This window comes from Sphingobacterium sp. BN32, assembly GCF_030503615.1.
Classification (GTDB): domain Bacteria; phylum Bacteroidota; class Bacteroidia; order Sphingobacteriales; family Sphingobacteriaceae; genus Sphingobacterium.
Map to the genome: position 1 here is coordinate 4,211,278 of NZ_CP129963.1, position 21,934 is coordinate 4,233,211.

At 40.3% G+C, this 21,934-nt stretch carries 20 protein-coding genes; 14 read left to right on the top strand and 6 right to left on the bottom strand.

What is annotated here, in order from left to right:
* Positions 1 to 105 precede the first annotated feature (105 nt).
* From QYC40_RS17840 to rsgA, 4 genes are all read right to left on the bottom strand, one after another.
* Positions 106 to 792 carry a TrkA family potassium uptake protein gene (locus QYC40_RS17840; RefSeq protein WP_301991592.1) on the bottom strand — a complete coding sequence of 229 codons (687 nt, stop codon included), beginning with the start codon at positions 790 to 792 and terminating at the stop codon, positions 106 to 108.
* Between the two features lie 2 nt (positions 793 to 794).
* Positions 795 to 2,579: a TrkH family potassium uptake protein gene (locus QYC40_RS17845; RefSeq protein WP_301991593.1), complete on the bottom strand. Its 1,785-nt coding sequence runs from the start codon at positions 2,577 to 2,579 to the stop codon at positions 795 to 797.
* Between the two features lie 54 nt (positions 2,580 to 2,633).
* The gene (locus QYC40_RS17850) at positions 2,634 to 4,430 is read right to left on the bottom strand and encodes a hypothetical protein (RefSeq protein ID WP_301991595.1); all 1,797 of its coding nucleotides are present in this window, start codon (positions 4,428 to 4,430) and stop codon (positions 2,634 to 2,636) included.
* 66 nt (positions 4,431 to 4,496) lie between these two features.
* Positions 4,497 to 5,417, bottom strand: coding sequence for a ribosome small subunit-dependent GTPase A (gene rsgA / locus QYC40_RS17855; RefSeq protein WP_301991596.1), 921 nt, complete (start codon positions 5,415 to 5,417; stop codon positions 4,497 to 4,499).
* A gap of 122 nt (positions 5,418 to 5,539) precedes the next feature.
* Between rsgA and polA the strand changes: the two genes are divergently transcribed.
* The 12 genes from polA (at position 5,540) to QYC40_RS17915 (ending at position 19,435) form a co-directional block, all read left to right on the top strand.
* A complete protein-coding gene (gene polA / locus QYC40_RS17860) occupies positions 5,540 to 8,338 on the top strand; it encodes a DNA polymerase I (protein ID WP_301991597.1) in 2,799 nt (932 codons plus the stop codon).
* Positions 8,339 to 8,347: 9 nt separating this feature from the next.
* The gene (locus tag QYC40_RS17865; RefSeq protein ID WP_301991598.1) at positions 8,348 to 9,460 is read left to right on the top strand and encodes a toxin-antitoxin system YwqK family antitoxin; all 1,113 of its coding nucleotides are present in this window, start codon (positions 8,348 to 8,350) and stop codon (positions 9,458 to 9,460) included.
* Between the two features lie 61 nt (positions 9,461 to 9,521).
* Positions 9,522 to 10,160, top strand: a complete 639-nt coding sequence (locus QYC40_RS17870; RefSeq protein ID WP_301991599.1) for a phosphatidylserine decarboxylase — start codon at positions 9,522 to 9,524, stop codon at positions 10,158 to 10,160.
* A 32-nt stretch (positions 10,161 to 10,192) separates the two neighbouring features.
* Positions 10,193 to 11,218, top strand: a complete 1,026-nt coding sequence (locus QYC40_RS17875) for a cell wall metabolism sensor histidine kinase WalK (RefSeq protein ID WP_301991601.1) — start codon at positions 10,193 to 10,195, stop codon at positions 11,216 to 11,218.
* 76 nt (positions 11,219 to 11,294) lie between these two features.
* Positions 11,295 to 11,942 carry a DUF47 domain-containing protein gene (locus QYC40_RS17880; RefSeq protein WP_301991603.1) on the top strand — a complete coding sequence of 216 codons (648 nt, stop codon included), beginning with the start codon at positions 11,295 to 11,297 and terminating at the stop codon, positions 11,940 to 11,942.
* A 31-nt stretch (positions 11,943 to 11,973) separates the two neighbouring features.
* On the top strand, positions 11,974 to 12,990 hold the full coding sequence (locus QYC40_RS17885) for an inorganic phosphate transporter (RefSeq protein WP_301991604.1): 1,017 nt from the start codon (positions 11,974 to 11,976) through the stop codon (positions 12,988 to 12,990).
* Positions 12,991 to 13,221: 231 nt separating this feature from the next.
* Positions 13,222 to 14,604: an OmpA family protein gene (locus tag QYC40_RS17890; protein WP_301993717.1), complete on the top strand. Its 1,383-nt coding sequence runs from the start codon at positions 13,222 to 13,224 to the stop codon at positions 14,602 to 14,604.
* Positions 14,605 to 14,822: 218 nt separating this feature from the next.
* Positions 14,823 to 16,229, top strand: a complete 1,407-nt coding sequence (locus tag QYC40_RS17895) for a lipopolysaccharide assembly protein LapB (protein ID WP_301991605.1) — start codon at positions 14,823 to 14,825, stop codon at positions 16,227 to 16,229.
* Positions 16,229 to 16,975 carry a shikimate dehydrogenase gene (locus QYC40_RS17900; RefSeq protein WP_301991606.1) on the top strand — a complete coding sequence of 249 codons (747 nt, stop codon included), beginning with the start codon at positions 16,229 to 16,231 and terminating at the stop codon, positions 16,973 to 16,975. Before QYC40_RS17895 ends, QYC40_RS17900 begins: the two co-directional genes overlap by 1 nt.
* Entirely contained in the window at positions 16,972 to 17,544 is a 573-nt protein-coding gene (locus QYC40_RS17905) for a gliding motility lipoprotein GldD (RefSeq protein ID WP_301991607.1), read from the top strand. Before QYC40_RS17900 ends, QYC40_RS17905 begins: the two co-directional genes overlap by 4 nt.
* 15 nt (positions 17,545 to 17,559) lie before the next feature.
* Entirely contained in the window at positions 17,560 to 18,201 is a 642-nt protein-coding gene (locus QYC40_RS17910; RefSeq protein ID WP_301991608.1) for an MBL fold metallo-hydrolase, read from the top strand.
* 4 nt (positions 18,202 to 18,205) lie between these two features.
* On the top strand, positions 18,206 to 19,435 hold the full coding sequence (locus QYC40_RS17915) for an ABC transporter permease (protein WP_301991609.1): 1,230 nt from the start codon (positions 18,206 to 18,208) through the stop codon (positions 19,433 to 19,435).
* On the opposite strand, the gene QYC40_RS17920 is transcribed toward QYC40_RS17915, so the two are convergent.
* Both QYC40_RS17920 and QYC40_RS17925 read right to left on the bottom strand, forming a co-directional pair.
* Entirely contained in the window at positions 19,432 to 20,088 is a 657-nt protein-coding gene (locus tag QYC40_RS17920; RefSeq protein WP_301991610.1) for a hypothetical protein, read from the bottom strand. The genes QYC40_RS17915 and QYC40_RS17920 overlap by 4 nt on opposite strands.
* A gap of 70 nt (positions 20,089 to 20,158) precedes the next feature.
* Positions 20,159 to 20,434: a NifU family protein gene (locus tag QYC40_RS17925; RefSeq protein ID WP_301991611.1), complete on the bottom strand. Its 276-nt coding sequence runs from the start codon at positions 20,432 to 20,434 to the stop codon at positions 20,159 to 20,161.
* 213 nt (positions 20,435 to 20,647) lie between these two features.
* On the opposite strand from QYC40_RS17925, the gene QYC40_RS17930 reads away from it, so the two are divergent.
* A complete protein-coding gene (locus QYC40_RS17930; RefSeq protein ID WP_301991612.1) occupies positions 20,648 to 21,577 on the top strand; it encodes an outer membrane protein assembly factor BamD in 930 nt (309 codons plus the stop codon).
* Positions 21,578 to 21,606: 29 nt separating this feature from the next.
* Positions 21,607 to 21,933: a DNA-directed RNA polymerase subunit omega gene (locus QYC40_RS17935; RefSeq protein ID WP_301991613.1), complete on the top strand. Its 327-nt coding sequence runs from the start codon at positions 21,607 to 21,609 to the stop codon at positions 21,931 to 21,933.
* The last annotated feature ends 1 nt before the right edge of the window (position 21,934 follow it).

Consider the following 21,934-nt stretch of genomic DNA (forward strand, 5'->3'; position numbering starts at 1 on the left):
AAACATCCTTCCTGTCAAAGCCAAACACATCTTTCCTGATTCAGACAGAAAAAACGAACAATTGTAGTCCGCTCTAGGTCTAAATACTAACTACTAACTACTAACCTAGCCTTTCTGTATCAAATTCTTGATATTGGAAAGTTCGCCGAAGAGTACGAGTAGATCATTTTCGCGCAATACGGTGTCGGATTTTGCAATTCCGGATGCTTCTTTTAAGACTTTGGTGGAGCCTTCGGCTGTGGTTCCGGTTTCGACCTGGACGGTGGTGAGGACGATAACTTTATACTTATTGGTCAAATCGGCATCTTTTAGGGTCATGCCGACGTATTTTGGTGGAACTTTGGTTTCGATAATGCTGTATTTGTCGGAGACCTTGAAGGAATCGACGATATCAATATTGTCCAAGCGCATGGCTAGACGCTCCGCCGCTTCTTCTTCGGGCATGATATATTCCTCAATATTCATTGCCTCCAGGACTGTTTTCTGCAAATCCGACACAATACGTCCGATGATACGCTTTACTTTGAGTTGCTTCAACAAAGCAACCGTCAATAAACTAGCGCCTTCCTCTTCGCCGATCGCAACAATAACGGCATTGCTGTCGCGCAAGGGCAGCGAGCTAACGGCTTCCTTATCGGTCGAGTCTAAACATACGGTATGGGTAATACGATCTTTTGTCTGCTCGACGATACTTAAATTCTTGTCTGCAGCAATCACTTCATGACCTAATTCAGTGAGGTGAATAGCCAATGATCTTCCAAAATGCCCAAGTCCCAGTACGATGTATTTCATGATTAAAACAGAATTTTTTCAGTTGGATAAATATAACTCTTGTTCTTCGTATTCTTAATAAAGGCTACCAGTAAAGTTAACATACCTACACGGCCAACAAACATGGTCAGCATCAGGATTATCTTACTCGTAGCTGATAAGGAAGCGGTAATCCCGAGTGAGAGACCACAGGTGGTGTAGGCTGATATGGTTTCGAACAAGAGCGGCACCATTTGCTGATTTGGATCGGAGAAATTCAGCAGAACAAAGCTCAGCATGATTGTCAATATGGATAATAAGATAATGGCGAAAGATTTATTGACTGACTCCGAAGCAATCTTTCTTTTAAAAATTTCGATGGATTCTTTCCCTCTAGCCAGTGCGACAATATTCATCAGAGCAATCGCTACGGTCGTAACTTTCACACCGCCCCCGGTAGATCCAGGGGACACCCCTATCCACATTAATGTAACGATCATAATGAGGGTAGGAATATTGATAAAATTGAGATCGACGCTATTAAATCCGGCAGATCTCGCGGAATTTGCCATAAATAACGAAGTGACCCAATCACCATATATGGTTTTATCGTCTATAAGGCTGTGGCTCTTCTCCAATAGAAAATATGACACTGTCCCCAACACGATAACAACTAAATTACAAAGTACGATAAAACGTGAATTGAATGAGAATACCTGCGGTTTATGTTTATAGTTTCGCTGCAGGATATATTTGCAGATCAGCGCATCGATACGCGTCTTGATCAGGGTATAGAAGTTGAATATTGTACCAAAGCCAAGGCTTCCGATGATAAACATTGAGGAAACTGCGAGCTGAAAATTATAGTTGAAACGGTAATCCTGATTGTTCACGCCTTCCTTAATAATGGTGAACCCGGAGTTACAGAATCCGGAGATGGCATGGAAAGCGGCAAAGAAAACACGTTCGCCTAAGCTGTCAAAGAGTTTCGGGTCTAAGGAGAAAAAGATAAGAAGTCCGCCGATAAACTCAAAGAGGAAGGTGATCAAAATGATGGTGATTAAGGTCGATATGACCGAATTCAATTTGTTTTCACCCAATATTTCACCGAACATCAATTGATTTTTAAAGGAGAAACCTCCGGAGAAGAAATAGCCAAAGAAGCCCGTAAAAGTCATGATTCCTAACCCGCCGACCTGGATGAGCGCCATTACAACGGCCTGTCCAAATAGTGAGAAGTTAGTAGAAATATCTGTCACCGACAGCCCCGTTATACAGACGGCACTTGTCGCCATGAAAAATGCATCGATAAAACTTAATGGTGCTTCCGTCGTTGTTCGTGGCAGCATCAGCAATACAGCGCCTAAGATAATGAGGCCCAAGAAACTGACAACAAAGAGTATGGTTGGGTTGAAATAGAAGTTATCGAAAAAAAGGCTGCTTCGGGAGAGTTCCGAGAGAAACATGATGGCTATACCCATATACAGCCATTCGTCTTTCGCGAATGTGCTGATCAGGCCTCCCGAATGCCGGGATAGTGTTACGACGAGAAAATAGGCGGTAATGACGACGCCGGAGTAATGTGAAACATTGATTTTTCTCGTTACCAATATGGAAGATACAGTTCGGATAGCTTCAAATAGAAACAAACCGTAATACATGAATACGACAATTTCTTTTGTGATATCAGCAAGAGCAGCATCCGTTATATAGCCTACGTGCAGCACCATCGTAATGGCGCAGACCAAACTTACATAGAACAGAACTTGATCGACCGCTTTGTTGTGGTATCTAAATATGAATCTGAGAAAACTAAAGATAGAGTCCATTCGCTACAAACTTAGGAATAAGCATTGAAATACAGGCTTCCTTTTCACGTGAAACTAGTTCTCTTTTTTCTCGTCTTTATCCTTTTTCTTGAAGATTCCTTTAAAGAAATTTCCTGTTTTCTTGATCACATTTTTGGATTCGTCGACAATATTCTTCGCTCCTTCAGCTGTTCCCATTAATTTCGCCTCGCGTTCTTTGCTTATTCCGGCACATTGTTTTATACCTTCCAGCAAGCTTTGCCAAAGCGTTTTAAAGAAGGTATGTTCAGGTACGCGACGGTAGTTTACTTTTCCGATATGATACTTTTCGTTGGCATCCGGATTACTATCGTTGATGAGTATCTGATTGACTAAGAATGAGGCGATACCTTTTTTCTCGTTGTCAGAACCCGGTTTATTTAATAAGCTGATCTTAAGATGGTCGTAATCGAATCTAAAGTCGCCCCAATTACGGTAATCGTTCGCTGACATGTTAAAACTAACCTTGCGAATATTGCCGGATGCGATTTCCACATTCAGTAGCGGTTTTAAGATTTTATTGAAAGCAGGAGCCTGCATCGGCCCTAATGTACCTTTATAGGTGTGTGCACCATCTTTGCTTAACATGTCGAAACCAAACTGGACGTTCAGATTTCCTGCGTTCATGATTTTTGCTGAAAGATTAGCCTTCATCTGCTTTTGCTGTTTCAGATGCAGGCTATCGTTGGTCAGATTGGTGATTGTTCCCCGAGCGTTGTTAAAGGTGATCACCCCTTCTCTGTTAAATTTTGCACTGTGCTCACCATAAAGAACATCGATATTATCCACGAAAACCGTGTCTATACGGATCAGCTTCTGCACTTTCATGAGTTGCTGATGCGGCGAACTTCCAATTTTCGAAACGCTCTTCTTTGGATATCGCTTATCATTATACAATGATACGGATCCGTTTTTAATCTGCACATGCTCAGCGATCGTCTGCTGATCATCGATAAGCTGTTTGAAATTGAGCTTTTCGAAACGAAGCGTATCAAATTTCATGACCGCCATCGTTACATTTTGCCCTCTTGTTTTAAAGTAGGCTGCTTTACTCATCTTCGGCGAGTACTCTACTTTCGTTAGCAGGACATTTTCTTCCTGGGTATTGATCTTCAAGCGGTCAAATTTCGCTTTGTAAATTCCGTTAGATAGATCGTAGGTAAAACCGGGCACATCAATTTCCACCATTTTGGTATAAAACAGGCGCGTAGAGTCGTCTATCGAGGTTTCGTCTACTAATACGTCATGTACATTAATGCCAATACTATCCAAAACGATGTCGCTTGACTTTCCTTCTTCGATCTTAGAAAATTTAAACTTGACGTTTTCGATTTTGATATCTCTTACATTGATCGCGCTGAAGACATCTTTGATATTGTCGTAAAGCGTTTTTGATTTTTTATCGACGATCGTATCGTTATAGGCATGATACTCCTGTATCATGTGAATATCCGGGGATTCAAAGTTGATGGTCTTGATAAATAGGGTTCTATTCTTTATGACATCCCAAAGATTGAAGCTTCTTACTTTTAATGCGGCCAACTTTATATGGTATCGGCTGTTTGGCGCAAGTTTATTCGCCACCATCTGCCTGTATACTGCAGAATCGGGAACCAATTCCGCATTTTTTAGTGTTACATTTCCTAACGCAACATTCAGATCCAGATCGTCATAGCGTAGAGAATATAGGCCATTTGTCGCATTTGCAACAGTTTCTTTGAGTTTTGTCTCTACAATGGGTTTCCAATTTCTACTATAATACCAGGCAACGCCCAATACTAGCAGTATAAGCCCAAGCAGCACTCCAATTATCCATTTCCAAACTGGTTTCATAATTTTCTATACGGTTTTTGCCATAATATCCTTTAGCAGAAACAATAATATAGTAAATATGTTTAGTTAGTTGCGATTATTTTCGTTGTTATAGATACTGATATAGCTATCGTAACGCGATGGTTCAATTTCTCCGGCTTCTACAGCCTGCAGTACGGCACAACCCGGCTCGTTTATGTGCCTGCAATTATGGAACTTACATTGATTGAGAAGGGCTCGCATTTCAGGGAAGAAATGTGACAATTCCTGAGGTTCTATATCGACTATTCCGAGCTCACGAATTCCTGGGGTATCGATTAATTTGCCTCCAAATGGAAGATCGATCATCTCGGCGAAGGTTGTTGTATGCTTACCTTTATCGGACCAGTCGGATATTTCTCCGGTTTTCAGATCCGCTTCCGGAACCACAGCATTGACTAAGGTTGATTTTCCTACGCCCGAGTGGCCGGAAACCAAGGTCGTTTTATCTTTTAACAAGGCTCTGACTTCTTCAATATGCTCGCCCTCCAATGCCGATACAGCATAGCAGGGATAACCAAGCTGCTCATAAAGTGCCATAAATTCTGCCAATAGCTCCAATCCTTCATCACTAAAAAGGTCGAGCTTATTGAATATCAAGACTGCAGGTATGCTATATGCTTCTGCGGTAACCAAAAACCGGTCGATAAATCCGGTGGATGTCGCTGGTGAAGCGAGTGTAACGACGAGTATTGCCTGATCCAGGTTTGCACCAATAATCTGGGTTTGTTTGGATAGGTTGACAGATTTTCGGATGATGTAATTTTTCCGAGGTTCCAATTCATTGATTACGCCGTTCTGCTGACCGGGTTCCAGTTCAAACTCCACCCAATCGCCGACGGCAACAGGGTTGGTGCTTTTGATACCATGTGTTCTAAACTTCCCTTTGATTCTACATTCATAGCGAACATTGTCGGGTCCAAGAACCTGATACCAACTACCTGTAGATTTAGTTACTAAACCGCGCATACAAAATCCCTCTTTCCTGTTAAATCTGTCATTATTCTACGCAAAAATGGAAAAAATTTATTAATCTTTACGTCTATTTGAATTTGTTAACTTTGTTGTTAGCGCATTAATAAAAAACGATTTTGAAGAAATTATTCCTTTTAGATGGAATGGCATTAATATACCGTGCGTATTTTGCATTGAGCAAAACACCTCGATTAACGTCATATGGGTTGAATACGGGTGCTATTATGGGTTTTACAAACACCTTATTGGATGTTTTAAAAAACCAGAAGCCTACCCACATTGCTGTTGTCTTTGATACATCAGCTCCTACAAACAGACATATTGAATTTGAGAGCTATAAGGCACAACGTGAGCAGATGCCTGAAGATCTTGCTGCATCAATTCCTTACATCAATCGATTAATCGAGGGATTCAATATCCCGATTATTTCGATGGATGGTTTCGAGGCCGACGATATAATCGGTACGCTTGCAAAAAAAGGAGAGCAAGCAGGATTCACCGTTTATTGCATGACCCCGGATAAGGATTTCGGACAATTGGTATCTGATAATATCTTTATTTATAAACCTGCCCGCATGGGGAATGGTGCAGAAGTGTTGGGTGTTCCCGAGATTTTGGAGAAATGGGAAATCAACAATGTGCATGAGGTTATTGATATTTTAGGACTTTGGGGCGATGCTGTGGATAATATCCCAGGTATTCCCGGTGTTGGAGAAAAAACGGCTAAGAAGCTGATCCAGGAATTCGGGTCGATTGAAAATCTGATACAGAGCACAGATAAGCTGAAAGGGAAGTTGAAAGAAAACGTGGAAAATTTTGCCGAACAGGGCTTAATTTCTAAGAAACTGGCGACAATTTTATTGGATGTGCCGGTAGATCTGGATGAGAAAGCATTGGAGTTAGAGGATCCGAATCGTGAGGTATTGGAGTCTTTGTTTGCTGAACTGGAGTTTAGAACCCTAGGCAAGCGCGTTTTTGGTGATGATTTCTCGATTGGCGAATCGCCTGTTTCCAAGTCGGCGCAGATGGATTTGTTCGCTCCACTACCAGACAATGAGCGTTCGCCAAGTCAAGCTATTGCTGATGAGGTTCCGACTACATTGAATACGATTTCAACGACTCAGCATCACTATAAGTTATTGGACCAACCCGATCAACAAAAGGAACTTGCCGAGAAACTGAATTTGGCGGAGTCTTTTTGTTTTGACACGGAATCGACGGGATTAGATGCAATGACCGCCGAACTAGTGGGTATGTCGTTTTCTATTACGCCTTTTGAGGCGTATTATGTGCCCGTATCGGCGAATCGTGAGGAGGCGCAAGCTACAGTTGATTTGTTTAAGCCAGCATTGGAGAACAAATCTGTTCAAAAGATAGGTCAGAATTTGAAGTACGACCTATTGATCCTTGCGCGTTATAATGTTCGTGTGGCTGGACCGTTATTCGACACGATGCTTGCGCATTATTTGATCGATCCGGACACCCGCCACAATATGGATCTCCTTGCAGAGACCTATTTGAAATATACACCAGTTTCTATAACCGAGTTGATTGGTGCAAAGGGTAAGAACCAAGGAAATATGCGTGATGTGGAATTGGAGAAGATCAAGGAGTACGCTGGCGAGGACGCGGATATTACTTTACAGCTGAAAGAAGTGTTTCAACCCTTACTAAGTTCTACAGAGACGCTGAAGCTTGCAGAAGAAGTAGAGTTTCCATTGGTCTATGTATTAGCGGAGATTGAAAAGAATGGGGTTAAGATTGATGAACAGACGCTAAGACAGTTTTCGGTTGATATTGAGGCTGAGGTTTCGAAGCTGGAATCAACTATTTATGAAAAAGCAGGTGTGGTATTTAATATTGCCTCGCCAAAGCAGCTGGGGGAAGTTCTTTTTGACAAACTACAATTAGATCCGAAAGCAAAAAAGACAAAAACAGGTCAGTATAAAACCGGTGAGGATGTTTTATTGGCTTTAGCCAATAAGTCGGACATTGTTAAAGATATTTTAGATTACCGACAGTTGCAGAAGTTGAAATCGACTTATGTTGATGCGCTTCCAAGCTTGGTCAATCCTGCAACAGGGTTAATCCACACCTCCTATAATCAGGCTGTTGCAGCAACCGGTCGTTTAAGTTCGACGAATCCGAACTTACAAAATATTCCTATTCGTACCGAGCGAGGCCGCGAAGTGCGCAAGGCTTTCATTCCGCGCCAGGCGGGTTGGACTTTACTCTCTGCCGATTATTCGCAGATTGAGCTACGATTGATCGCGGAATTAAGTCAGGACGAAAATATGTTGGACGCTTTCCAGCAGGGATTGGACATTCACCGTGCCACGGCGGCGAGAGTTTATGGCGTAGAACTTGAGGAGGTGACCTCGGATATGCGTAGAAATGCGAAGGCTGTGAATTTTGGGATAATCTATGGACAATCGGCATTTGGTCTATCGCAAAGTTTGGGTATCCCTAGAAAGGAAGCTGCAGCAATTATCGATCAGTATTTTGCACAGTACACGGGCATCCGTAAGTATATGGGTGATATTATCGAATTCGCAAAGGAGCGCGGCTATGTGGAGACCTTGTTAAAACGCAGACGATATCTACGCGATATCAACTCAGCGAATATGACCGTTCGAGGGTTTGCGGAGCGAAACGCGATCAATGCACCGATCCAAGGTTCGGCTGCTGATTTGATCAAGATAGCGATGATCAATATTCAAAAGGATATTGAAGAACAGGGTTTAGCAGGCAAGATGATTATGCAGGTGCATGATGAGCTTGTTTTTGATGTTCCTGAACATGAGGTTGAACAGTTTAAAGAAATAATCGCTAATCGAATGAAAAACGCGATGAAATTAAATGTTCCAATTGAAATTGAAATCGGCCAGGGAAGTAACTGGCTAGAGGCACACTAATTTTTATTCATGAGATATTTACTCGCTTTATTATTTACAATTCAGGGCATATTAGCTACTGCTCAAGAGGCAAAGTCTGTTTATTTTGAACGCACGGCTGATAGTCTCATTCGTTTCTACTACGACATGAACTATTATCTTGTTGATAAGAATTGTGAATTTAAAGCGATTGAGCGTGTCGCTGATTTTGACGTGCGTACGAGTAAATTCGTTGGTAAGCTTGTTGATTATTATCCCAACGGGCACCGCATGCTGGAAGGCTCCTATGTAGATGGCCGCAAAGAGGGTCTTTTTACAGCCTATCATCCGAATATGCAGATCAAATGGCGTGCAACTTTTGTTAATAATGTACCGCAAGGGGATTGGGAATATTTCTATCCCGATGGAAAGCCTTTGATGACGGTAAATTATAGTAGTACGGGTTCAAAGATGGTTCATTACTATGACCAACGCGGCGTGCAGCGTGTGAAAGATGGCGACGGAAGTTATAATTTTCGTGTCCCCTATCCCGGATATAATCCTTATGGTTTTCCATTTATCCGCTTTAAAGGGAAATTCAAAGCTGGTCTCCCGAATGGCTTATGGAGCATTTTCTATGAAAATGACAAAAGAAGCGAATTAGCAGCGGTTGAAAACTATCAGAATAATCGATTGGTTCGCGCTGAAGATTATTTTACTGGCGAGGTTTATAAGACTCAAAGGTTTCCGATTATTCCCATGGTGGATTTTACTCGCGCAGAAGCCATTATTTCTAAGCAGTGTAATTATGATGATTTTTCGGGATTCCTTATTTACCTCATCGATTATTTCAATAATTCTTTTTCGAACATTCAATTTCCTGCTTTGAACGAATTAAGTTTCAGCTATGAGGTTGATTTGTCTAAGGATGGCGTAAAGCGGAAAATCAAGATAATCGACAATCCATTCGCCTCAAATGAAGAGTTAGCGAATGCTTTTGAGCAGGTTGTTTCCTCCATGGAGTATTATCCGGCATCTTTTAAGCAGGGTGAATATATCGCTGATAAATTAGTGGTGAATGGTAAAATAATGATTGATGAGAATAAAACGCTTGGGTTCCATTCGATCACGATAGAACGCGAGAATGAGCAAAAGATAGAGTAATAAGTAGCCTGAGTATAGGAGAGTTGATTTGCAGATTATATATTTGCGTAAATACATATATATGAGATTTCATAAAGAAGGGTATACCAGTTTAGCGTTAGTTGTGTTGTTCTTTTTCCTAGTTAGCGCCTTTGCGCATTATTACGATGCAAGTGCTTTCGTTAAAGGACTGATCTATTGTGTCTCTGGATTACTGCTATTGTTTGTATTGTTTTTCTTCCGTAGCCCTGTGCGGACAATCAAGCTGGACAATTCACAAGTCTTTTCACCCGTTGATGGGACCATCAGTGGTATTGTAGAAACGAATCAAACAGGAGCAGGCGAAGAAAAAAGAGTGAAGTTATCCATATCTGTATCTCCGTTAAATATTCGATCAACTAAAGCTCCAATATCAGGTAGAGGGGTTTTAGTAGACAGCAAGCAGGCCGCATCTTCTAATGCTGCGATTGCGCATGAGGGTAACGGCTTAACCATCAAGAGTAAAGATGGAGCAGAAGTTACGTTAGTTCAACATGGCGGCGTGTTAGCAGGGCCGGTTTTCTATGTTGATCCGGATAAACATGATATCCAGCAAGGTCAGGAGCTTGGCTCCATTAAATTTGGTTGCCGCGTGGATTTAATCTTGCCCTCTTCAGCAGTCCTGATGGCAAAGAAAGGTGAGCAAGTGATTTCTGGAAAGTCTGTCCTTGCAAAAATTTAAATAAGCATTCAACATTTATCCGTGCGTCCATTATGAATTTCCGCACCCTCATACTGATTATTAGTTTGATATTCTCGCTTTTGCTGGCGGGAATGAACTATTATTATGAACGTCATTTACCGACTTTCGCCTTTATTGCAATCATCAGTTTTGTACTTTCCTTCTCACTTCTGAATTATGTCTTTCAGAAATTTGTATATGAGCGGATCAAAGCTGTCTATAAATTGATACATAACCTGAAACTTGGGAAAGAGTTGAAAGATGCCTTAGGAGATCATAAGTCGGATGACCCTATTGGCGATGCGGAGAAGGAAGTTCGTGATTGGGCGAAACAAAAGACGATCGAGATCGATCAGCTTAAAGCACAGGAAAAGTTTAGAAAGGAATTTCTATCCAATATCTCCCATGAATTTAAGACCCCCCTATTTGCCATTCAAGGCTATATCGAAACCCTACAGGACGGCATGATCGAAGACAATCCGGAGATGGCGGTTTCCTTTCTGAACAAAGCCGCTCGTAATCTAGACCGATTGAGCTATTTGATTCATGATCTGGACGAAATTGCAAAATTGGAGTCTGGGCAGGTCATTGTCAGCAAGGAAAAGTTCGATATTCAAACTTTAGTACGGGAAACGATCGATTATTTAGAAGATAAGGCATTGGAGAATAACATCTCCCTAAAGTTCCTTCCGAAGAACAATCATCCGATCTTGGTGAAAGCGGACCGAAAAAAAATTCAGCAAGTTTTAGTAAATTTAATTGACAACTCCATCAAGTACGGGACGAAGGGGGGCAAGACACAGATTAGTACTATTCCCCTGATCGATCAGATACTTATCGAGATAACCGACAACGGTCAAGGCATCGAAGAAAAGAACCTTTCTCGTGTGTTTGAGCGTTTTTTCCGGACAGATAAGAGCCGTTCGCGCGATATTGGAGGGTCGGGACTAGGTCTTGCGATTGTTAAACATATTATTGAAGCCCACCAACAAAACGTGCATGTTCGGAGTACAGAAGGGATCGGAACGACGTTTTCATTTACCTTAGAAAAGGCCTAAGAAAGAGCTGTTGCAGAAAACTTAACATTAACTTAACATTAAGTCCATATTTTTGCGCTACTAAAATTAAAAGTATATGTCTTTGAACAGCATTTTTCAGTATTTTGTCCCTAAGGACAAAAAATTCTTTCCGTTATTTGAGCAAGCTGGCTCAAATTTAATCGAGATGGCCAAACTCTTGAAGGAAAGTGTTCATACATCTGATTTACAATTGAGAAAGAACAATTCAAAATTGTTGGAAGATTTGGAACATAAAGGCGATAACCTAACCCACCAGATCCACCTAGAATTAGGTAAAAACTTTATCACCCCATTTGATAGAGAAGATATTCACGCATTAGCAAGCTCCCTAGATGATGTTGCTGACTTTATCCATGGCGCGTCAAACCGTATGGAATTGTACAAAGTGATTGAGACTAGCGAGCCGATGAAAGAGATTTCTAGTTTAATTCTTGAGGCTACGGAGCACGTTGCTAAGGCCTTATTTGAACTTAAGGATCTTAAGAATATTCGTAACATCACCGATTCATGTGTTCGAATTAATAGTGTGGAAAACAAAGCTGATTATATTTTCGATAAAGCGGTTGCAGAATTGTTCGAGTTTGAGAAGGATGCGATTAACCTGATTAAATACAAAGAAGTATTATCTGCAATGGAAGATGCAACAGACAAATGTGAGGATGTTGCGAACGTATTGGAAAGTATATTAGTTAAGAACGCGTAATCGCGGTTCTTCCCAACACATATTATAACATATGGATTCAATTTCAACATTATTGATTGTTGTTGTTGTTTTGGCGATTGCCTTTGATTATATCAATGGATTCCACGATGCCGCCAATTCAATTGCCACGATCGTTTCTACGAAAGTATTAACGCCATTTATGGCGGTATTATGGGCAGCCTTGTTCAACTTCGTAGCATATTTCGTTTTCACTGACCATAAAGTCGCCAATACTATTGCCAAGACGGTCATTGAAGAATATATCACCCTCGAAGTCATCTTTGCGGGATTAGTCGCTGCCATCTCTTGGAATTTATTTACTTGGTATTATGGTATTCCTTCTAGCTCGAGTCACACATTAATTGGTGGTTTCGCTGGTTCCGGTATGGCATACGCTTTATTTATGGGTACAAATCCAATTGATGCTATCAATTTAAATGCGACACTAAAGATTTTATCTTTTATCGTCCTTGCACCAATTATCGGTATGACGATCGCGATTATCATCACCCTACTTATCATCAATATCTGTAAGAAGTCACGTCCTAGCATTGCTGAGAAATGGTTTAAGATCTTACAATTGATTTCATCTGCGGGCTTAAGTTTTGCTCACGGTGGTAATGATGCACAGAAAGTAATGGGTATCATCGCTACGGCGTTGATCGCGGAGAACGTTATCCCGAATTTCGAGGCTATGCCAGGATGGGTTCCACTTGCTTGTTATGCTGCTATTGCAGCCGGAACGATGAGTGGTGGTTGGAAGATCGTAAAAACGATGGGTACTAAAATTACGAAGGTAACTCCACTAGAAGGTGTGAGTGCTGAGACTGCTGGTGCAATTACATTGGGTATCACCGAGCATTTTGGTATCCCTGCATCTACTACACATACCATTACAGGATCCATTATCGGGGTTGGTGTCGTGAAGCGCGTATCGGCGGTTCGCTGGGGTGTAACCATCAGTTTACTATGGGCTTGGATTTTAACAATCCCTGTCAGTGCGCTATTAGGGGGACTTACGCTAGCAATTATTCATTACATTCTGTAGTAAATTCCCTACATCACATCCTATTTTATTGTTAAATAATAAAGAATTAACAAAAAATTTGCGTGATAAGTAGTTTATAAGTATTTTTACGCGTCAAAACTGAGGTTTTAAGTGTATAAAATCAAGGTTTTACCAAGTTAACATTTTTTGGCATCGTTATTGTTAAGTTTTGTTAAATTGATTTTACAACTAGAAACAATTAAAAATTTTAATAACCTTAAAAAAAAGAGTATGAACTATTCTACAATTAAAAAAACAGCTGTTGCAGCTTCTTTAGTAGCCGCTTTAGGTTTCGCAGAGACTGCACAAGCACAAACCCCAACTGTATTTGGTGGTAGATCACAATACAGAACTTGGTCAATCGGTGTTCAAGGTGGTATCACTACTCCTAACACAATCTTAGGCGGTTCTAACGCGTTTGGTCAAAAAGTTGGTTACTTCCAAAATAAAGTAGGTGAGTACTATGGTTTAACTATCCGTAAACAATTCTCTCACTTATTCGGTTTAGAGTTAGAAGGTAACCGTGGTCGTATCAAAACTTACAACCATGAATTAGCGCCTAACGGTGGTGTTGAGAACAGTTTATTAGCAAAATCTGCTGAAACTTCAGTTAACTGGGCAGCTAGCTTAAATGGTGTATTCCAATTAGGTACTATCGACTTCATGAGAAGAGAAAACGCTGTTAATTTCTACGCTAAAGTTGGTTTAGGTGTTATGGCTCATAACCCAGTTCAATTTGCTAACAATGACTTCACAGGTACTGAAGTTTTCAACAAAGAAGGACAATGGGGTGAAGAAATCTTCGGAGATCGTGAAGCTACTGGAGATCGTGACAACCGTTTAACAGGATTTATCCCAGTTGGTGTTGGTGTTAAATTTAAATTATCTGAAGTTGTTGCCTTGAACTTAGGTTACACAATGAACTTCACTGATGATAACTTATTGTACGGACCAGCTAGATCTGACTACAAAGGTAAATTCTCTAACGTATACGGTGGTTTAGAGTTCACTCTAGGTTCACGTGATAAAGAAAGCTTAACTTTCACAAACCCAGTTGCTACTTTATATGATGAGTTAAAAGATCCTTCATTACGTAACGAAGTTGAAGCATTGAAACAACGCGTATCTACTTTAGAAGGTACTGTTGATCAATTAAGCAAAGACTCTGACGGTGACGGTGTATCTGATAAATTTGACAAATGTCCAGGAACTCCTGCAGGTACTGTAGTTGATGGTTCAGGATGTCCAATCAAATTCCCAGAAGCACAACAATTAACTGAGACTGGTTCAGGTTACTACGCTCCAATTCAATTCGAATTTGATAGCTCAGTATTAAAAACTGAATCTTACTCAACTTTAGATAAATTAGCTAAAGAATTGCGTGACAACAACGCATCTGTAACTTTAGATGGTTATGCATCTGCAGAAGGTACTGAAGCTTACAACTTGAACTTATCTAAAGACCGTGCTAATGCAGTAAAACAATACTTAGTAAACGCTGGAGTATCTGCATCAAGCATTTCGGCTAACGGAAAAGGCGAGTCTAACCCAGTAGCATCAAATGATACTGAAGAAGGTCGTGTTCAAAACCGTCGTGTTGAGATCAAAAAATAATTGTTAATAACAATTATTAGACGATAAAGAAAGCCGATCCTTTTGGATCGGCTTTTCTATTTTACACACATTTAACAATTATAAGATTACCTTTGCTAGCTAATTAAGTCCAATGTATGTGGATATGTTGAAAATAAATTAAATCATTGATGTTAAAAAACATTATTTTCATCATAGATTAGTGGTAATTGGTTGAATAATATAAAGAGAGGAGTATAATGGAAGAAGATTTTGAATTTGGATCACCAGAAGAGCAAAAGATTTCTGTTGATCGTTATGAAGAAATGCTGCGGAATGAGGACCAATATTTTTTCGACGCAAAAGCATTTGAAAGCATCATCGACTATTATATCACTAAAAATGATCCAATAAAAGCCCTACAAGTAGTAGAATTTGCTGCCGCACAACATCCGTTCGAAACGATGTTCTTACTGAAAAAAGCACAGTTGCTGGCCAGTACGATGCAATTCGAACCGGCGTTGGAAGCACTATCCAAGGCAGAATTATTGGAACCATCAGAGTCAGACATCTATTTAATTAGAGGAACGATTCTGTCATCTTTACAAGATCATAGTCTTGCTGAAGAGAATTTTTTTAAAGCGCTGGAATTAAGCGATAGTCCTGATGAGATCTATTATCAGATTGCAGGTTTATACCAAATGCAAGGATCTTATCAAAAAGCTATTGATTATCTTCAAAAATGTCTAGCATTGAATCATGAAAACCAAGATGCGCTATATGAAATCGCATTTTGTTATGATGTCTTAGAGAAGCAGGAAGAAAGCGTTGCGTTTTACAACAAATACATCGATTCGGACCCCTATTCATTTACGGCTTGGTACAACTTGGGAAATGCCTATCACAAGTTAGAGCAATTTGATGCGGCCATCGATGCTTACGATTATTCTATTTTAATTAAGGATAATTTCTCATCCGCTTATTTCAATAAAGGGAATGCATTGGTTAATCTTGATCGATATCATGAAGCTATCGAAGTGTACAAGCAAACCTTTGAGTATGAACCTCCTACTGCAGACACGTATTGCGCAATCGGCGAATGCTACGAAAAGTTGGAACGCATGGACGAAGCACGTCAGTATTACAAAAAGGCCGTTAAACTGGATGCTAATCAAAGTGATGCATGGTTTGGAATTGGAGTGACACTGGATTTCGAAGAGCGTTATTTTGAGTCTTTGCATTTCTACAAAAAAGCATTGGAAATCGACGATGAAAATCCTGATTACTGGTTTGCCATAGCGGATGCACGTTATAAGTTAAAACAATTTGACGAGTCAATCGAGGCTTATTCGAAAGTCGTAGAACTGAACAGTACGGACATCGAAGCATGGTTGGATTACTCATCGCTACTGTATGAGCAGTCAAAATTGAACGAGGCCATCGAAGTCATCTCTGAAGCTATTAAATGTAACCCTGACGAAGCGTTATTGTATTATCGTCTCGTTGCTTATCTATTCGCAGCAGGGCAATACAACGAGGCTCTGAATTTTCTAGAGCTTGCATTAGACAGCAACCCGGAGAAACATCATATCTTATTTGAATATCTACCGCAGTTGCAAGGAAATAAAGTAATCTTAGATATCATTAAGAAATTCACAGAAAAATAATGAAGAAACTAGGGTTAATAGGATATCCGCTGGGACATTCCTTTTCCAAGAAATATTATTTAGAAAAATTTAAGAATGAAAATATACAGGGTATAGATTATGATCTATACCCTATTTCTACTATTGAAGAGTTTCCTGCGTTATACAGAGGCGACTCAGCCTTTTATGGGGTTAATGTGACTATTCCCTATAAGCAGGCCGTCATCCCCTATTTGGACGAACTCTCTCCAGAAGCATCGGCAATTGGCGCGGTGAATTGTATACAGATTATTCAAGCGCCAGGAGAAGATCCTTATCTAATCGGCCATAATACGGATGTTATCGGATTTATGAATTCCTTGGCGCCATTACTGACAGAACAGCACAAGAACGCATTGATCCTTGGAAATGGAGGAGCAACAAAAGCTGTTGCTTATGCGTTGGAAAAATTGGGCATCTCGTATCAAATCGTTAGCCGCTCAAAAACGGCAGATCATATTACTTATGAAGACTTGAGCACTGATACCATTCGCGATCACAAGCTTATTATCAACTGTTCACCCGTTGGAACAGCTCCAAATATTGAGCAGTGTCCGAATATCCCGTATGAAGGCATCGGCAATAGTCATTTGCTGTATGACCTAATTTACAATCCTACAGAGACACTTTTCTTGAAAAATGGTAAAGAGCGTGGTGCCGCAATTAAAAACGGTCTGGAAATGCTGATCTTGCAAGCCGAAGAGAACTGGAAAATCTGGAACCAATGAGGTACTTCTTCGCCATATTCCTTATCCTAGCTCTAACGGGATGTAAACGACAGGATTATAGCCCTAAACCGCGAGGATTTTATAGGATTGATTTTCCGACCAAATCCTATCAGGAAGCTCAAACAGGCTGTCCATTTATTATTGAAATACCCACATATTCCCAAATGTTGGATGACCCCAATGAGGATGCAAAGGACTGTTGGAAAAATGTCTACTTCCCCCAATTCAATGCGACTTTACATCTCAGTTACTTCCCAATAAATAAGATCACGAATTTCCAACAACTAACGGAAGATGCTCGAACATTCGCTTTCAAACACACTGCGAAGGCGACCGCCATCGACCAATCGCGCATTAGCATTCCGGACCATCAGGTCTATGGAATTCAATATTTAATAGCGGGCAACACGGCATCCAATTATCAGTTTTTTGTTTCCGATAGTACACGGCATTATCTTCGTGGAGCATTATATTTCAACGAAAAGCCGCACCTAGACTCTATCCAACCCGTTCTCGACTTCATCAAGTCGGATATAAAACATTTAATACATAGCGTAAAATGGAAATAATTTCTATTTTTGACCATGTTGCAAATTAAAACCTTTGTATTTAATCCCTATCAGGAGAACACTTACCTCATCATTGATGAAAACAAGGATTGTATTATCGTTGATCCGGGTATGCATAATTATCTTGAAGAGAAGCAGTTTTCGGATTACATCACAGAAAATCAATTAAAACCTATTTATTTGATCAATACACATGGGCATATTGATCATGTGTTGGGCAATAGATATGTGGCGGATACCTACGGGTTAATCCCACAATTTCACGAAGGCGAACTTCCATTAGTTATACAGGTTCAAAATTATGCTCCGCAAATGGGTATTCGTTATGAGCCATCGCCTATTCCGGAAACTTTCCTTACGGAGAACGATACGATTACAATCGGTGAAGAAACCATACGTCTGATATTAGCTCCGGGACACTCTCCTGCACATCTGTGCTTGTATAGTGAGAGCAACAATTTCCTGATCGGAGGCGACGTATTATTTAAAGGAAGCATCGGTCGTACCGATTTGCCAGGAGGAAATCACCAACAGCTACTCAACAGTATCGCGACGAATATCTATACCCTACCAGAAGACACCGTCGTATATCCTGGGCATGGTCCGACGACGACCATTAAGGAAGAAAAGCAAAGTAATCCATTTATTAGAGGATAAATCCATGAGGTTAGCACTATTTTTCGCCAAACGCTATCTGTTTTCTAAAAAGTCCATCAATGCAATCAACATAATCTCGTCGATTAGTGTTATCGGAGTTTTGGTAAGCACAGCAGCGTTGGTCATCGTGCTATCCTTTTATAACGGATTAGAAAAGTTTATCCTCTCTCAGTATAGCATATTCTCTCCCGAGCTGCGTATAGAGCCGGCGAAGGGTAAGGTCTTTTCGACCAAAAGCGAGGCTTTCAAAACCCTACGCACAAACCCCAAAATCAACTCATACACCGAAGTTCTAGAGGATAAAATTCTTGCAGAATATAATCATCAGCAATTCATCGGTCGCATAAAAGGAATAGAGCCCGAAAGCATCCACAGCCATGCTTCGCAAGACATGCTCTTTGCCGGAAAACTTGATGTAAGAATCGACAGTTCCGATTACGCTATTTTAGGCGCCCAGGTTCAAGCCAATCTACAGGTACCACTTCAGGGCTATGACAACCGCTTAAGCCTTCATATCCCCGACAAAAATGCGTCCGCGAGCAGCATTAATCCATTAGATGACATTCGGACTCGGAATATCCCGTCCAGTGCAATATTAAAGTTCCAGCCGGGCTTTGATGACCTTATTTTGGTGCCGATTGATTTTGCTAAGGATCTCTTGAACGAATACGATCATATCTCTGCCATAGAACTCTACGGTGCAAATGATAATTCAACTGCCTTACAAAAGGAAATCCAACAGTTAGTGGGATCTGACTACATCGTTAAAAATCGCGAACAGCAAAATCCGACACTATATAAGACCGTTCGTTCCGAAAAATGGATCGTATTCTTCATCGTCACGATCATTGGTATCATCGCCATTTTCAACATCATCGGATCACTAACCATGTTGGTAATTGATAAGAAACAAGATATGCTAGTGTTAAATAGTCTAGGTGCTAATAAAACACTTATACAGAATATTTTCTTTTATCAAGGTGTATTGATTGCATTGATAGGAAGTATTGTGGGCGGTGCATTAGGATTAGGGTTCTGTGTATTGCAAGAAAAGTATGGCTTTGTCCAAACGAACGAAGGATCGCTGTTCGATGCATACCCCGTAGATATACGTTATTCCGATATCTTGATCATCTTCCTCACGGTACTACTAGTTTCCATCATAGTTTCCTATGTGGCATCAAAACTAAGTATCAAAGGATTTAAGAAAGTTGAAGAATTGGATTCAAATTAATATTTCAGGCGCTCGCGACTAAAGTCTCCCCTTTTAATTTGATTGATCAGCTGACCCCAAGCAAATGGGTTCAACAATGGATTAGCAAAATTCTGATTGATTGCTTTATTAGACATGTTGATATGTCGTTGGAAATTATTGAAAGCTTGGATCTCTTCAGCACTTCTAGGCACCACCTTCGACAGAGCAGCTAAAGCCTGTGGAGAAAGATTACGCTGAGCCGAAAGAATGTCATCATATCCAACATTCATCGCTAAAAACTCTCTGTTAAATTCCTCAATACTTGCCCAAGGCAGCGGACGACCAATCGTTACGACCGGTAATTCCTTCGCCAAAGGCGTCATTTCGATATTTAAGGTGTATTTGTCTCCGGCGACTTGCGGAATAGTAATCTTTATATTAGCATACCCGATGGAGGAGAGCTCGATCTCATCCCCTACATGAGCGACAAAAGTAAAGTAACCTTCGTGGTTTGCGGTGAACGTTTCGTTCGCATAGGAAGTGTTGCGCAATGTGACGTAAGGTACTGCAACGTCGGTATTAAGAGCGGTGATAATCCCTGAAAACTGAACAATACGTTTCTGCTGCGCAAAAGTCGTGAGACTGATACACAGAAGAAAAGATATGCTTAAAATTTTCAGATATAATTTCATTTACTCACAAAACTAATGAAAATGAGGAAAGGACGCTGTTAAATTGTGTTAACTGCATCTATCATTTTAATTACACTTGGTTCGGAGTAATGGCGTTTGGATCATTAATGTCTGTCAGGTTGATAGCGACCACAGAAACGATTTCAGGAACAGCCTTCTTTATAGCTTGTTCTAACCCTGCTTTAAAGGTCATGATGCTCATGGAACAATTTGCGCAAGTTCCAAGAAGCTTCAACTTCACTACATTGTCTGGTGTAATTTCCTCTATAGAAACGTTTCCTCCATCAGTTTCCAAGTACGGTCTGATTGAATCCAAAGCCTGCTCTACTCTCTCTAATAAGGTCATTTTTAAATAGCTAATAAAATTTATAAGTAAATATAGGTATTTTTTCCACAAAAGATTCGGGAAGTCCGAGATTTCAACATTTCGCTGACTTAAGCATTTTCTTAGTTAAAGATTGTTAAAACCGTGAAAACAAAGCACCTTCTACAGCGAATTGCAGTATTTTAGCGCGGAATTATAATTGAAAATTAGTTTTAATTGACGTATCTTTGTGGAATGTTTTTAAAGAATCATGTATTTTGCCTAATTGTCGGTGCTTCTTTATTATTTGTTTTTGGTAGTTGCAAAAGCAAGTTCGAGAAATTACGCGCCAGCAATAATATACAAATGAAGTATCAGGAAGCTATCAAATACTACGAAAATGAGAAGTATTCGAAAGCACTGACTTTATTTGAAGACCTGTTAACACGCTATCGAGGCACTTCCGACGCGGAGGACCTTGCTTACTATACTGCCTATGCAAGTTATCGACTAAAGGATTATATTTCCGCTCGATACCACTTCAAACAGTTTGCATTAAATTATCCGAATAGTCAGCGTGCCGAAGAATGTCGATTCATGTCGGCTTATTGTTTTTACCTCGATTCGCCAAGATCAAATCTAGATCAGGAAAACACACGTAAGGCAATCGAAGAATTACAATTATTTGTCAACCTATATCCGGATTCGGAGCGAGCAAAGGAGGCATCAGACCTCATTCAAAACTTGCGCGATAAACTGGAGAAAAAAGCGTTCGACAACGCGAAGTTATATTATAATATGGGGCTTCCTGATGATTATCGCGCAGCTGTAATCGCATTGGAGAATGTGTTGAGACAATACCCGGATACAAAACATGCAGAAGATGTAGAATATCTTTTGATCAAGTCGCAGTATCTATTTGCGGACAACAGCTATCCTCATCGCCAGGAAGAACGCTTCAACCAAATGTTGGACTACTACGAGACCTTCCAGGAGCACTTCCCAGAGAGCAAGTACAGCAATGAGCTAAAAGGCCTCAGATCAAGTGCGGAACGTAAGGTAGCCATTGCTATTAAGCGTGTCGAAGCAGATAAAAAACTCAGAAAACAACAAGAAGAAGAGTTAGGTATCTCTACATCTACTACGGGAGAAACCCAATCTGAAGAAAGTAAAGCAAACAATTAATCATCTTTGTACATAATATCATTTTAAATATGAGTCAAAATAAAAATTCAATTCCAAATAGTACGGTAACACGCGATTTAAGAGATTTGGATAAAGGTACTGACAACCTATACGAGTCAATCGTGGTAATCAGCAAGCGTGCAAATCAAATTGCGGTTGATATTAAAGAAGAATTGAACCAGAAGTTATCTGAATTTGCGAGCAGCAATGACAATTTGGAAGAAGTATTTGAAAACCGTGAGCAAATTGAAATCTCAAAACACTATGAGCGTATGCCGAAGCCTACGTTAGTAGCGATCGATGAATTCTTACACGATAAAGTATACTTTAGAAACCCTTCTAAAGAGCAAGAATAGG